The sequence below is a fragment of the Arthrobacter koreensis genome, assembly GCF_035792275.1.
Taxonomy (GTDB): Bacteria; Actinomycetota; Actinomycetes; order Actinomycetales; family Micrococcaceae; genus Arthrobacter_B; species Arthrobacter_B koreensis_A.
The window spans coordinates 86400-99589 of sequence record NZ_JAMWKK010000015.1 but is presented as its reverse complement, the minus strand read 5'-3'; the positions used below and the strand labels follow the sequence as shown (position 1 = coordinate 99589).

Genomic DNA, 13190 nt, shown 5'->3' with positions numbered 1-13190 from the left:
GGGTGGTTCTCCTTCTCAGGCCAGGATGTCGAGGGTGGTGTGCGGACCGTGTTGCACGGACCGGAAGATCTGCTGGACCGGAACCGGGCCGGCGTCGGAATCGGTGCCGGCGCGGGACGCACTGCCGCCCTGCGGTTCCCCGCGTTCTCCGGTTCCGGAACCTGGCTGGTCCTGCGACGAGAGGGACAGCGAAGTGTTCATTCCTGCTCCGGACAGGTCGCGGCGGAGGTCGGTGAGGATGGTGCGAAGCGCTTCCCGGCCCGCGTCATTGGGTGCGAAGAGCTCTACCCGGATGCCCTCCGCGCTGACGTGCGCCCGGACGGTGACCGGTCCGAGGTTTTCCGGCGTGACGCTCAGTGTCATCACGTGCTCGCCGGCAGAGGCGGTACTGAGGCTGAACAGCGGCTGGCTGACCTGCGTGAGGAAGGGGGCAGGCTGAGCCGGAGCGGGTGCCTGGACCGGTGCGGGCGCGGCCACCTGGGCAGGGGGCATGGACACAGCCGGCGCGGGCATCGCCGGGGCGGCGGGCTGCGCGGGCGGAGGACCGGCCTTGCCCGGCTCGGCGACGGCGTCGGCTCCTGCCTCCGTTACGGCAGGCGTGGGCTGGTTCCCCGTCCCGGGGCCGGGCACCGGGGTGGAGGCTGCCGCCGGAACCTGGTCTGCGCGAGCAGCACCTGCGGCGGGTTCAGCGGGCACGGCAGGAGCGTTCACGGCGCTCGTGGCCACTGGTGCCTGTCCGGCACGTTCCACCGGAACATCAGCCGGAAGGGAAGTCCCTTCAGCGCTGCCCGCAGCCGCGGCCTGAACCGCGGCTGCCGCGGCAGCCGCCGTTGCGGGTGCAGCGGCGATGACCGGAGCTGCTGCCGTATCACCGAGGGATGCTGTTGCCGCCCCGGCAGTGCCGGGCAGCCGGTTTTCGGTAACCGGCAGGTCAGCATCAGCTGATCCCTCATGCGCAACCGCCGTTTCGGCAGGAGGAGCGTCCGTTCCTGCCGGCTGCACCGGAGGCTGCAGTTCCAGCCCGGCAGGGAGGACGAGTCCTTCCGGCACGGGAGCAGCGGCGAAGGGCAGACCAGCAGTGACTGCGGCCTCGGTGGACGTGGCGGCGGCGCCGTCGCCGGCACCGGAACCGTCACCCGGGGCCGGGTCTGCGGCTCCGGCGGACTGCTCGCGGGTTCCGGGCAGTGCCTCGGCAGCTGCCTCGAGTGCTGTTCCGAATCCGGCGCCTCCGTCCGTGCCGGCGGAGGACGTGCCTGCGGTGGACGTGCTGGCGGAGGATGCAGGTGCCGGCCGGGCCGTCAGGAATGCTGCGGGTATGCTCATGCGCCGGCTCCCATCAGGGAAGCCTGCATGGCACGCGCTGAGGCGACCATGTCAGAGATCGCGGCAGCGGCAGCCGGCGAGGCGGTCCCCGGGGTCGAGGCCGTGCTCTCGGCCGGAAGGATGCGGCGGATCGTGGTGATGTTGGCGTCAGTCTCCCAGGCATCGCGGATCTGGATGGTCTGGCCCGGCTGCGGGGCGTCCACTGCCTTGCCGTTGCCCAGGTAGATGGAGACGTGTCCGCCGTCGTGCGTGAACAGCAGGTCACCGGCCTGCGCCTGTGCAAGGGAGTCCACTTTGGTTCCGGCATTCATCTGGTCCCAGGTCACCCGGGGAAGGGTGTACCCGAGGTCCTTGAAGACGTTCTGCACGAAGGAGGAGCAGTCAAGCCCGACGGCGGGGTCGTTGCCGCCCCAGATGTAGGGAAGGCCAAGGTATTTCTCAACGGATCCCATCAGGGCTTCGTTGGTTGCGCCGCCCGGCAGGCCGGAGGTGGAGCCGGTCAGCGCGGACAGCGTGGCTGCGAAGTCACCTCCGCCGGTGGCGGCGGCCGGGGCGCCTGAAGCGCTTCCTGCAGCCTTGGCGGCGGTGGTCCCGGTAAGGGCGTCGATCGTGGAACGGATTTCCTGGATCCGGCCAATCGCGTCGGTCATGCTCATTTGGAAGCTTCTTTCTGCCGGCGGTGCCAGGCTGTGCCGGCAAGTTCATCCAGGATGTTCTGTTCGGTGCGCAGGTCCTCCACCGCGACGGCGTCGGAATGCTTGGTCTCCAGCTTCTCCAGCCCCACGGATCGTGCGCGGGCGGCCTGGAACTCCGCCTGGGCCGTGTTCACTGCGGCCCCTTTCAGCTCCTCTGCTGCCAGCAGATCCGCCAGCATGCTGCGGGAGGAGGCCCGTGCCGCCGCGATGGCGTTCAGGGTCGCGGCGTCAGCTGCCTCCAGCGGTGTCTCGGCCAGCGAGCCGTAGGCCTCCTTGCGTGCCTCGGCGGTGCGGTGAAGTTCGGCGTTCGCTGCTGCCAGCGTGCCTGCCGCGCTGTCCTGCTGCAGGCGGCGCAGCCTCAGCAGTCCCGCGAGCGGGAATTCCCGTCCCATATCTAAACCCCCAGATTCATGGTGAGCCGCTGCAGCTGGTCCCAGGCACTGTCTGCCGGCGTCTGCTCATCCATCCGCTGCTGCAGGAACGCGTTGATGGTGTCCTCGTGGTCCACGGCCGCGTCCACCAGCGGGTTGGTCCCGCGCTGGTAGGCGCCGACGTCGATCAGGTCCTGCGCGGAACGGCGGGCCGCCAGGACCCGGCGCAGGCTGGAAGCGGCCTGGCTGCGGTCCTTCGGGTTAACCCGGGAGGCCACGCGGGAAATCGAGCCAAGCGCATCGACGGAGGGGAAGTGTCCCGCCACCGCGAGTTTGCGGTCCAGCACCACGTGGCCGTCCAGGATGGAGCGGGCCGAGTCCGCGATGGGCTCGTTGTGGTCATCGCCGTCCACCAGGACGGTGTACATGCCGGTGACCGAACCGGCCTTGTCTGTTCCGGCGCGTTCCAGCAGCTGGGCCAGCAGGGAGAACGTCGACGGCGGGTAGCCGCGCGTCGCCGGGGGCTCCCCGACGGACAGTCCGATCTCGCGCTGGGCCATCGCCACTCGGGTCAGGGAATCCATCATGAGCATCACGTCTGCGCCGCGGTCACGGAAGGACTCGGCGATGCGGGTGGCCACGAACGCTGCGCGCAGGCGCATCAGGGCGGGTTCGTCGGAGGTGGAGACGACCACGATGGAGCGGGCCAGCCCTTCCTCGCCAAGGTCGTCCTCGAGGAACTCGCGGACTTCGCGGCCGCGCTCCCCCACCAGGGCAATCACGGAGACTTCGGCGTCAGTGCCGCGGGCAATCATTGAAAGCAGGGAAGACTTGCCCACTCCGGAACCGGCGAACAGGCCCATGCGCTGGCCCTTGCCAACAGTGGTCAGCGTGTCCAGGACGCGGACACCAAGCTGCAGCGGTTCGGTGATCCGGGAGCGCTGCATGGCCGGGGGCGTGTCATGGTCCAGCGGAACGAACTGCTCCACCTGGAGCGGGCCCTTGCCGTCGATCGGGCGGCCCAGACCGTCCAGGACCCGGCCGAACAGGCCGTTTCCGGTGGGCACGCGAAGCGGCATGCCCTTGGACCGGGCCGGGCTGCCGGCGGTGAGGCCTGCGAGGCGGCCAAAAGGCATGCAGCGCACACCGTCACGGGTCGCGGCGACAACTTCGGCGTCCACTTCAGCACCCGGGGCACCCAGGGCAACCAGGTCTCCGACGGCACAGTCCAGGCCGGTCACTTCAACGCTCAGCCCGACGACGGTGGAGACTTTTCCGACCCGCTGGGGCCGGGCGGCGGCCAGTGCGTGGCCGAAGGCCTCCCCCCTGGGCCGCCACAGGGCGGGCCTGGACACCTGGGTACGGCGGCGTTCCCTGCGGGACGGCAGCGGGGCGGGGTCGGCACCTTCCGGGGATGCGGTGCGCGGATTCGCGGTGAGCGTCATGCCGTATCTCCCAGCAGCGCTGCCCTGGCCCGGGAAAGGGCCGTGCCCAGTGTGGCGTCAAGGAAGCCGTCGGGGAATTCGGTAACCGCATCGCCGCGCTTCAGCGACGGATCGGCAGTGAACACGACGCCGGCCTGGTTCAGCACGTCGTCCCCCAGGACGGCGAGGTCTGCGGGGTGCATCCGTACCTGCTGGACCAGCCGCACGTCGACGCCGGAGAGGGCGCGGTCAAGGGCTGCGCGGGAGGACGTCTCGCCGTTGGCCAGCTCGCGCCCAAGGAGCGCCTCTGCCAGTTCCAGCGCGGCGGCAGCCAGCGAGTCCTGGACTTCGGCGATGACCGGCACGGTCTGCTGCGCCACGCTCTGCTCGGCTGCGTTCAGCAGGGCCAGCGCGTGGTCGGCGCGGGCACGCAGCGCGGCGGTTTCGGCGTCGAACCGGGTTTTGAGTTCCTGCCGCAGGCGCGCCGTCTCGGCGGCAGCGGCATGCAGCCCGGCCGCATAGCCGGCCGCGTGGCCCTGTGCCCGTCCCCGTTCCGCGGCACGCTCTGCGTCGTAGCCGCCCAGCGCGGGGTAGGCCATGCGTGAGAACGTACGCTCAGGGGACTCAGTAGACATACTCTTCCTCGTCCGCGTGGTGGATGGTGATCGCGCCCTGGGCTTCCAGGTCGCGGATCGCCCGCACGATGGTGGCGCGGGCCTCTTCCACCTGGGACAGGCGGGCGGGACCCGAGGCTGCGATCTCGTCGTCCAGGATTTCGCGGTTGCGTTCGGAGACGTTGGTCCGCACGGTTTCCAGGACAGTTTCGCTGGCGCCCTTCATCGCCAGGGCCAGGACGGCGACGTCGATTCCGCGCAGCACCAGCTGCACGTCGCGGCGTTCGAGCTTGGTGAGGTCGGCGAAGGTAAGCATGCGCGACCGGACTTCTTCTGCCAGGTCCGGGTCCCGGGCATCCAGGGCCTCGAGGATGGCACGCTCGGTGGCGGCGTCGGCGCGGTTGATGATGTCCACCAGCGGCTGGATGCCGCCAATCTGGTCTGCCGCTTCACGGGCAGCGCCGACGGCGGTGGCGCGGGCCTTCAGCGTCTCCGCCACAATGCGGATCGCCTCGGGGGTGGCCCGGGACATGTTGGCGATGCACTGGGCGATGTCCGTGCGCAGCTGGTCCGGGAACCCGCCGATCACGGCCGAGGCCCGCTGCGGGCGCATATGGGCCAGCACCAGGGCGATGGTCTGCGGCAGTTCGTTCTCCAGCAGGCTCACCACCTGCTGGGGTTCAGCCCGTTCCAGGAATTCGAAGGACTTGCCGGCCATCGACGATGCCAGCCGGTCCATCACTCCGGATGCGCGTTCAGTACCGAAGGATGCTTCGAGCAGGCCCATGGCGACGTCGCGTCCGCCGTGGGCGCGGCGCCGTCCGTCGACGGTCATGTCGTAGAACTCGTTGATGACAGCTTCGACCGAGGCAACGTCGACGCGGCGGAGGTTCACGATTTCCGCGGCCAGTTCCTGCGCCTCCGCTTCGGTGAACTGCTGCAGGACGGTTGCTGCGCGCGAGGTCTCAAGCTGCATCAGGATGACGGCGGCTTTCTGCATGCCGGTCAGTTTCGGCAGCACCGGCGCGGGCACAGGGGCGCGGACCGCGGGAACTGCCGCGGTGGGCGCGTCCTGTGCATCGGCGTCGGGCGCCGTCATTGTGGCCACTGCTGTTCCGGAACTCTGTTCACTCATACCCGCTGCCCCTCATCCATGAAGTTGCGCAGATAGTCCGCGGTGCGGACCGGATCCTGCAGTGCCAGGTGGTCAAGTTCCTCCAGCTTGCGCTCGGAGTCCGCAGCGTTTGCCACGATCCGCAGCGAAGCGGTGTCCACGGGCGGCTCCAGGGCGGCACGGCCCTGGTCCTGGCCGATCATGGCCAGCCCGGCAGGCGGTGCCAGCGGGTCCAGCTCCGGCAGGATGCCAATGTCAACGGCTTCACGGTTCTGGCGGCGGGAACGGATGGCGTAGGCCACCAGCGCCAGGATCACGGCCAGCACGATGCCGGCCGCCAGGATGCCCATGCGGACCAGTTCGGCGCGGCGTTCGGCTTCCTCTGCCGCCTCAGCCGCTGCCAGCGCTTCCTGGGCTGCTTCGGCACCGGCGGCGTTGAAGGCCACCATCTCAACAGTGAGCTGGTCACCGCGCGCCGCATCGATACCGGCAGCGTTGGAGACCAGCGCCCGGATGTCCGCGACGTTCATGCCCGCGGCCGTGGCGGAGTTCAGGGCCACCGAGACAGTCTGCCGGTTCAGTGCACCGGCCGGGATTTCCCGGGTTTCGGTCACCTTGTTCACCGCGTTGTTCTTGGTGGTGGATTCGGAGGTGTAGGCGCCGTCGTCTTCGCCGCCGTTGGGCACGGCAATGTTGTCCGGCCCGAGGATGCCGGCTGCAGTGTTGCCGTTGGCGCCGCCGGTGTATTCCTCGGTGGTGGTGGCTTCGTTCAGCGCCGGGGTCCCGTCCGGGTTGGTGAAGGTCTCTTCCACCCGGTTGGCGGATTCGTAGCTCATGTCCGCGGCGACGGCGACGGTGGCGTTGCCCGGGCCCACTACCTTGTCCAGCATGGTCTGCACGGACGCGGCGACCCGCTCTTCGTAGTCCGTGGCCTGCTTGTCTGCGGAACCGGTGGCGCCGACGCCCACGGCGGAGAGCACCGTACCGGCGGAGTCGATGACGGCCACGTTGGTGGCCTTCATGCCGTCGATGGCGGCGGAGGTCAGGTGCACGATCGCCTGGACCTGGTCGCCGGACAGGCTGACTCCGCTTTCGGTGTCGATGAAGACGGATGCGGTGGGATCCACCTTCTCCGAAACGAAAACAGTCTCTTCCGGCAGCGCCAGCTGAACGGAGGCGGTCTTGACGCCCTTCAGCGCGCCGATCGTCTTGGCCAGTTCGCCTTCCAGTGCCCGCTTGTAGGTCACCGACTGCTGGAATTCGGAGGAAGTCACGCCCATGTTGTCGAGCAGCGAGTAGCCGCCAGTGGAAGATGCGGGCAGCCCGGCACCGGCGGCCTTCAGCCGCTGGTCGTACACGTTCTGCTCCGGCACCATGATGGTGCCGCCGCCGTTGGCGATTTCATAGGGGACGCCGTCGGCCTGCAGCTGCTCCACGATGGTGTTGGCGTCGGAGGGCTGGAGGCCGGAAAAAAGCGGCGAGTAGGAGGGCTTGGCGGCCCAGCTGGCCAGGGCGAAAATGCCCAGCGCCAGGACAGCGATACCAATCAGCGCAAGGGTCTTCTGCGCCAGGGTGAACTGGCTGATGGTTTTTCCCAAACGGCCAAATGCCGCGTTCACCTGTGTCATTAGGCCTGCATCCGCATGATCTCGTTGAAGGCGTCAACGCTCTTGTTGCGCACGGCGGCGACCAGTTCCAGCGTCACGGACGCACGGGTGGACGCAATGGTGGCCGCGTGGACGTCATCCAGGTCTCCGGTGACGGCCTTGACGGCCAGTTCCTTGGACGCTGAAGAGAGCTGCTGCGCGTTGTCGACTGCGCCGGCGAGCTGGGTCGCGAAGCCTGAGCCGTCCGTGGCCGGGACGGCCGGAGCGGCGTTCTCCACGTAGGTGGTTGGCAGGGTACCGGCAACAGCGCCGATGGCGGGTACGGGCATCAGGAGCGTCCAATCTGGAGGGCGGCTTCGTAGGTGGCCTTGGCTCGGTCAACGACGGCGGCATTCGCCTCGTAGCCGCGCTGCGCCATGATCAGGGCACTCATCTGCTCGGCCATGTCAATGTCCGGGTAACGGACGTATCCGTCTTCATCCGCCAGGGGATGGTTGGGTTCATGGACCATCCGTCCCTCGGCGTCGCCGTATTCAACACCCGAGACGTACACGCCGGTGTTGGCGGCGCCTTCCTGGGCAACCACGTAGCGGGCCTGGAAAGCGGCGCCGTCTGTGGAGGAGGCGTTGTTCATGTTGGCGAGGTTGTCCGAGACAGCGTCCAGCCACTTGCGGTGGACGGTCAGGGAGGTACCGGCAATGCCGATTGCATCAAATGTCATTACTGGGTCCTCATGGCAGTGCGGAGGGAGTTCGCTTCTCCGCCAACGGCCTGGGAAGCGAACTGGAAGCGCAGGACGGTGTCGATGTTGGACAGGGTTTCGGTGTCCAGGTTGACGTTGGAGCCGTCCAGGCGGGTGGGCTCAAGGGACCGGGCAGTGCTCGCGGCGGTGAAGGCCTTGTTGCCGGCCTTGACCGACTTGGCGAGGGCGTCTTCGAAGCTCACGCGCTGGGCATGGTAGCCGGGAGTGTTCACGTTGGCGATGTTGTTGGCAATGGTGCGCTGGCGCAGGGCCAGGCCATTGAGCGCGCTTTGCAGCGCCACCGAGGACACGGAGTCGAACACAGGAAACCCGCTTCTTATGGGGGAACAGAGCGGCCGATCCGTGGCCTGTTGCGTGAGCTATCCATGCTCACTGTTGGTTATCGGCGGGTCCCCGGCGCGTGTAAGTACTTTCGCCGTTGTTCTAGGTAATTCATCGTGGGCATCCAAGTAGTGAATCGGTCAGGAACAAAGAAGCGCCGCGGACCGCCGCACGGGTAACGTGGCACTTCACACCGCGGAATCGTCCAGGGAGAAACCATGAGCACGGCTACGGATCCGGCCACCCAGTCCCCTACCGTCCACCCGGCGGACAGCCACGGCCTGATCCGGGTTATCGGGGCACGGGAGAACAACCTCAAAGACATCAGCGTGGATATCCCCAAACGCCGTCTAACGGTCTTTACCGGTGTTTCCGGGTCGGGGAAAAGCTCACTGGTCTTCGCGACCATCGCGGCCGATTCCCAGCGCATGATCAATGAGACCTACAGCGCCTTCGTCCAGGGGTTCATGCCGAACCTCTCCCGCCCGGACGTCGACCGCCTGGAAGGACTGACGACGGCGATCATCGTGGACCAGGAGCGGATGGGTGCCAATCCGAGGTCCACCGTAGGAACAGCCACCGATGCCAACGCCATGCTGCGCATCCTTTTCAGCCGCCTGGGCGATCCGCACATCGGCTCCCCCAACGCTTACTCCTTCAACGTCCCGTCAGTGAAGGCGTCCGGCGCCATCACCGTTGAACGCGGCGGCAAAACCAAAGCAGAAAAAGCCACCTTCAACCGCCTGGGCGGCATGTGCCCGCGCTGCGAGGGTATGGGATCGGTCAGTGACTTCGACCTGGCGGTGCTTTTCGATGACTCCAAGTCCATCCTGGAGGGCGCCCTCACCATTCCCGGCTACAGCATGGACGGCTGGTACGGACGGATCTTCGCCAACACCGGGCTGTTCGATCCGAACAAGCCAATTGCGAAGTTCACCAAGAAGGAGCTCCAGGCCCTGCTGTATTCGGAGCCGACGAAGCTCAAGGTGGACGGCATCAACGTCACTTTCGAAGGCCTGATCCCGAAAATCCAGAAGTCGATGCTGTCCAAGGACCGCGAGGCGATGCAGCCGCACATCCGCGCCTTCGTGGACCGTGCCATAACGTTCAGCACCTGCCCGGAATGCGGCGGAACCCGGCTGGCACAGGAAGCGCTGTCGTCGAAGATCAACGGAAAGAACATCGCCGACCTGTGTTCAATGCAGATCAGCGACCTGGCTGAGTGGGTCCGGAAGCTGGAAGAACCGTCAGTGGCTCCCCTGCTGGCCGGGCTGCAGCACCTGCTGGACTCTTTTACGGAGATCGGCCTGGGCTATCTCTCCCTCGACCGGCCCGCCGGCACATTGTCCGGCGGCGAATCCCAGCGCACCAAGATGATCCGCCACCTTGGATCGTCCCTGACGGACGTCACCTACGTCTTCGACGAACCGAGCATTGGGCTGCATCCGCATGACATCGAGCGGATGAACCAGCTGCTGGTGGCCCTGCGGGACAAGGGCAACACCGTACTGGTGGTTGAACACAAGCCGGAGATGATCGCGGTTGCGGACCACGTGGTGGACCTTGGTCCCGGGGCCGGAACCGGCGGCGGGGAAATCTGCTTCGAGGGAACCGTTGACGGGCTGCGCGGCTCCGGGACCATCACCGGGCGCCACCTGGATGACCGGGCACAGTTGAAAGACTCGGTTCGGTCCCCGTCCGGGATGCTGGAGGTCCGCGGTGCCACCGCCAACAACCTGCAGAACGTCGACGTCGACATTCCGCTTGGCGTGTTCTGCGCCCTCACCGGTGTGGCCGGGTCCGGCAAGAGTTCCCTGATCCGCGGATCGGTGGCGAAGCGGGACGGCGTCGTCGTTATCGACCAAAGCGGGATCAAGGGTTCCCGGCGGTCCAACCCGGCCACCTACACCGGGCTGCTGGAACCCATCCGGAAGGCGTTCGCCAAAGCCAACGGGGTGAAGCCGGCGCTGTTCAGTTCGAATTCGGAGGGCGCCTGTCCGGTCTGCAACGGTGCCGGTGTCATCTATACGGACCTCGGAGTCATGGCGACCGTGGAGTCAACCTGCGAGGAGTGCGGCGGCAAACGGTTCCAGGCGGCAGTGCTTGACTACACCCTGGGCGGGCGGAACATCGCGGAGGTCCTGGCGATGTCCGCGGCGGAAGCCCTCACGTTCTTCGCCGACGGCGATGCAAAGACGCCGGCAGCGCACAAGGTCCTGAAACGTCTCTGTGACGTGGGGCTGGGTTACCTGACCCTGGGGCAGCCGCTGACCACTCTCTCCCGCGGTGAACGCCAGCGGCTGAAGCTGGCGGCGCAGATGGCGGAGAAGGGCGACGTCTATGTCCTCGATGAGCCCACGACGGGTCTTCACCTGGCGGATGTGCAGCAGCTGCTGGGGCTGCTTGACCGGCTGGTCGATTCCGGGAAGTCGGTGATCGTGATTGAGCATCACCAGGCGGTCATGGCGCACGCGGACTGGATCATCGACCTGGGTCCGGGAGCAGGGCACGACGGCGGGCGGATAGTTTTCGAGGGCACCCCGGCCGAGCTGGTGGCCGGGCGTTCAACCCTCACCGGGGAGCACTTGGCAGCCTATGTGGGTGTTTGAACTGCGAGGGGGGCGCCTAGCCTGCGACGTCGAGGTAGACCGCTCCGCCGGATGATGCAGTGGGGACGCTGCGGATCAGTTCCGCCTGCTGCCGGATCATCCTGGATTCGTTCCGGAGCTGGGCATAGGCACGCTGCTGGGCCATTGAAAGCAGCCGGGCGCGGGTAGCGAACTCTGCCGGCAGCGGACCCAGTTCGTGCGGCGGATGCCAGGCGCTGGCTACGGTGCGGGCCTGGTCAAGGACAGTGGACCCGTCCATGAACGCTTCCAGGTTGTCCTCGAGCTGGGTGAGGACCTCATCCCAGCGCTCCAGGTTCTCCTGGTGTGGTGTCAGATACTCCTCCGCTGGTTCAGCCGACACCGAGGGTACCGCCGCTTCCGGTCGCTCCAGCGGACGGCGTCTGGGCGGGCAGCTGGGCTGCGGCTTCGTGCCAGGCATCCCGCAGCGGCTCCAGCAGGTTGATGCATTCACGGGTCATGGCGGCGCTGTGCTGCAGGTTGGCTTCCACCATCGCCTTCATCACGTAGCCGTAAATGGCCTGGAGGTTCTCGCCGCCTTCCCACTCATCAACCTTCAGCGTTCCGCTAAGTTCGGCGACGATTGCCTGGGCATGGACGAGCTGCTCGGAAGCAGCGGTCCAGTTCCCGGCCTGCTGGGCGGCTTCGGCCCGGTTCAGGTCCAGGAGCATGCGGTCATACAGCATGGTGAGCAGCCGGACCGGTGATGCGGACATCACCGCGTCGCGGATAAATTCGGCGCGCTTGGCCTGCAGCCCGTAGCTCACGGTCACTTCTTTCCTGAGCCCGAGTTGTTCAGCGCGGCCAGCTGGCCGGTGAGCCAGTCCTGCTGGCTCTGCAGCTGGCTGAGCTTCACTTCCAGGTTACCCCAGATCATTTTCAGCGTGGATTCACGGCTGGCGAGGCGGCGGTCCCAGTCTTCAATCTGGGTGTTCAACGACCGTACCGTCGACTCCTGGCCGGTGATTCGCTGGGTCAGGAGGCCGTCATACTTATCCGACGCAACTTTGCTGGCGGCTTCGACGCGACCGGCAATGGTCTGCAGGGTCTCCTGGGTCTTGGCAGGGTCCGCGGCCATGGCAGCGGCGAACTTCTTCTCATCGAACTCAACGGTTCCGTCCTTGGTAATGACGATGCCGATTTCGGACGGTGACCTGCCGTCGAGCGGAGACGTTGCTGCTTCCATAAGCTGGCGCTTGATGTCGCGGACACCGGAGTCACTGGTGAAGAGTCCGCCTGCTGCGCTGGTGCTTCCGGAGCTGGTGGAAACGGTCACGGCGCTGTTCTTGTTGATGAACGCGAACACGTCTGCCAGCCCGGCAACCAGGTCGGAGGCAACCTTTGAAATGGCTTCATCGTCCCGTGCGACGGTCAGGGTGAGGGCGGTGTTCGCCGGGGTGTCCGCTGCCAGCGTGACGTCCACACCCGGCATCAGGGCCTTGAAGGTATTGGTGGAGGACGTGATCTCCTGCGCTGCCGGCGTACCTGCCCACAGCGTGAGCTTTGCGTCTTGGGCGGTCTTCAGGACGTCCATCTCCGTGCCGCCGAGACTGGCCGTAAATGCGCCCTCGGAGCCCGTCTTGGCAGCAGTGAACTGCACCCGGTACTGCTGGACGCCGTCCACGCTGCCCGTGGCAATCTTCACGCCGGTGACGCCGAGATTGGCTTTGTTGACTTCGCTGATGACCTGATCCAGCGATTTGTCCGTCGTGTCAAAGGAAGTGACGGTCCCGTTGGCGGAGATCGCCAAGACACTGTTGGAGGGCCAGGCAGCCATAGCGGCGGAAAGGGAAACCTGCGCCTTCGCAGTCTGGGAGACGGTGATGTCCAGGGAACCAGCAGCAGCTCCAGCACCCACGGTGGTGCTGACCTTGTCTGAAGTGGACGTGGCACCAAAAAGGTCCATGCCTGCCGGTTTGGCGGTCTTGCCGGCCGCTTCTGTCAGGGACGCGATGCGCGTGTTCAGGGACTGCAGGGCCGTAATGAAGGTCTGCGTGGAGCTGACCTTGTTTTTCAGCAGGATCTGCGGACGGGCTTCAATGTCCATGAGCTGCTTGATCATGGCGGAAGTTTCGATTCCGCTGATCAGTCCGTCAATGCCTAGCGCCATGCGAATGCTCCTTGTACGTTTCCCTGAGGTTCTGGCCCGCCGCTGCGGAGGGAAATGCCGGTCTGGTTCTGCTGAAAATGGGGCCGCTGGCCGAAGCCGGATAAAACACCGCAGGCAGGGAATGGGCTGGCGGGAAAAGTGTGAGGTCCAAGTCATTCTTTTCCCGCCAGCGGCCATTCACCTGCCGGTTAAGCGGTTACTGCTAGATGCGGTGCAGCCGA

At 66.5% G+C, this 13190-nt stretch carries 14 protein-coding genes; 1 reads left to right on the top strand and 13 read right to left on the bottom strand.

Features of this window, described 5'->3' with window-relative positions; translation table 11 throughout:
- Positions 1-15: 15 nt before the first annotated feature.
- From NGB94_RS14540 to flgB, 10 genes are read right to left on the bottom strand one after another with little or no spacing between them, the layout of a single operon-like run.
- The gene (locus NGB94_RS14540; protein WP_325791399.1) at positions 16-1323 is read right to left on the bottom strand and encodes a flagellar hook-length control protein FliK; all 1308 of its coding nucleotides are present in this window, start codon (positions 1321-1323) and stop codon (positions 16-18) included.
- Positions 1320-1979 carry a C40 family peptidase gene (locus NGB94_RS14535; RefSeq protein ID WP_325791398.1) on the bottom strand — a complete coding sequence of 220 codons (660 nt, stop codon included), beginning with the start codon at positions 1977-1979 and terminating at the stop codon, positions 1320-1322. Before NGB94_RS14535 ends, NGB94_RS14540 begins: the two co-directional genes overlap by 4 nt.
- A complete protein-coding gene (locus NGB94_RS14530) occupies positions 1976-2410 on the bottom strand; it encodes a flagellar FliJ family protein (protein WP_325791397.1) in 435 nt (144 codons plus the stop codon). The genes NGB94_RS14535 and NGB94_RS14530 overlap by 4 nt, the downstream gene beginning before the upstream one ends.
- 2 nt (positions 2411-2412) lie before the next feature.
- Positions 2413-3834: a FliI/YscN family ATPase gene (locus NGB94_RS14525; RefSeq protein ID WP_325791396.1), complete on the bottom strand. Its 1422-nt coding sequence runs from the start codon at positions 3832-3834 to the stop codon at positions 2413-2415.
- Positions 3831-4448, bottom strand: a complete 618-nt coding sequence (locus tag NGB94_RS14520) for a FliH/SctL family protein (protein ID WP_325791395.1) — start codon at positions 4446-4448, stop codon at positions 3831-3833. Before NGB94_RS14520 ends, NGB94_RS14525 begins: the two co-directional genes overlap by 4 nt.
- Positions 4438-5562 carry a flagellar motor switch protein FliG gene (gene fliG / locus NGB94_RS14515; RefSeq protein WP_418910657.1) on the bottom strand — a complete coding sequence of 375 codons (1125 nt, stop codon included), beginning with the start codon at positions 5560-5562 and terminating at the stop codon, positions 4438-4440. Before fliG ends, NGB94_RS14520 begins: the two co-directional genes overlap by 11 nt.
- Positions 5559-7169: a flagellar basal-body MS-ring/collar protein FliF gene (fliF, locus tag NGB94_RS14510; protein WP_325791394.1), complete on the bottom strand. Its 1611-nt coding sequence runs from the start codon at positions 7167-7169 to the stop codon at positions 5559-5561. Before fliF ends, fliG begins: the two co-directional genes overlap by 4 nt.
- Entirely contained in the window at positions 7169-7477 is a 309-nt protein-coding gene (gene fliE / locus NGB94_RS14505; protein ID WP_325791393.1) for a flagellar hook-basal body complex protein FliE, read from the bottom strand. Before fliE ends, fliF begins: the two co-directional genes overlap by 1 nt.
- A complete protein-coding gene (locus NGB94_RS14500; protein WP_325791392.1) occupies positions 7477-7869 on the bottom strand; it encodes a flagellar basal body rod protein FlgC in 393 nt (130 codons plus the stop codon). Before NGB94_RS14500 ends, fliE begins: the two co-directional genes overlap by 1 nt.
- The gene (gene flgB, locus NGB94_RS14495) at positions 7869-8213 is read right to left on the bottom strand and encodes a flagellar basal body rod protein FlgB (RefSeq protein WP_325791390.1); all 345 of its coding nucleotides are present in this window, start codon (positions 8211-8213) and stop codon (positions 7869-7871) included. The genes NGB94_RS14500 and flgB overlap by 1 nt, the downstream gene beginning before the upstream one ends.
- A 237-nt stretch (positions 8214-8450) precedes the next feature.
- Between flgB and NGB94_RS14490 the strand changes: the two genes are divergently transcribed.
- Positions 8451-10841 carry an excinuclease ABC subunit UvrA gene (locus NGB94_RS14490; protein ID WP_325791389.1) on the top strand — a complete coding sequence of 797 codons (2391 nt, stop codon included), beginning with the start codon at positions 8451-8453 and terminating at the stop codon, positions 10839-10841.
- Positions 10842-10857: 16 nt separating this feature from the next.
- On the opposite strand, the gene NGB94_RS14485 is transcribed toward NGB94_RS14490, so the two are convergent.
- Genes NGB94_RS14485 through fliD form a run of 3 tightly spaced genes read right to left on the bottom strand, consistent with a single transcriptional unit; the run spans position 10858 to position 12969 of the window.
- Positions 10858-11202 carry a hypothetical protein gene (locus tag NGB94_RS14485; RefSeq protein ID WP_325791388.1) on the bottom strand — a complete coding sequence of 115 codons (345 nt, stop codon included), beginning with the start codon at positions 11200-11202 and terminating at the stop codon, positions 10858-10860.
- Positions 11192-11632: a flagellar export chaperone FliS gene (gene fliS / locus NGB94_RS14480; protein WP_325791387.1), complete on the bottom strand. Its 441-nt coding sequence runs from the start codon at positions 11630-11632 to the stop codon at positions 11192-11194. The genes NGB94_RS14485 and fliS overlap by 11 nt, the downstream gene beginning before the upstream one ends.
- On the bottom strand, positions 11629-12969 hold the full coding sequence (gene fliD / locus NGB94_RS14475) for a flagellar filament capping protein FliD (RefSeq protein ID WP_325791386.1): 1341 nt from the start codon (positions 12967-12969) through the stop codon (positions 11629-11631). The genes fliS and fliD overlap by 4 nt, the downstream gene beginning before the upstream one ends.
- Between the last annotated feature and the right edge of the window lie 221 nt (positions 12970-13190).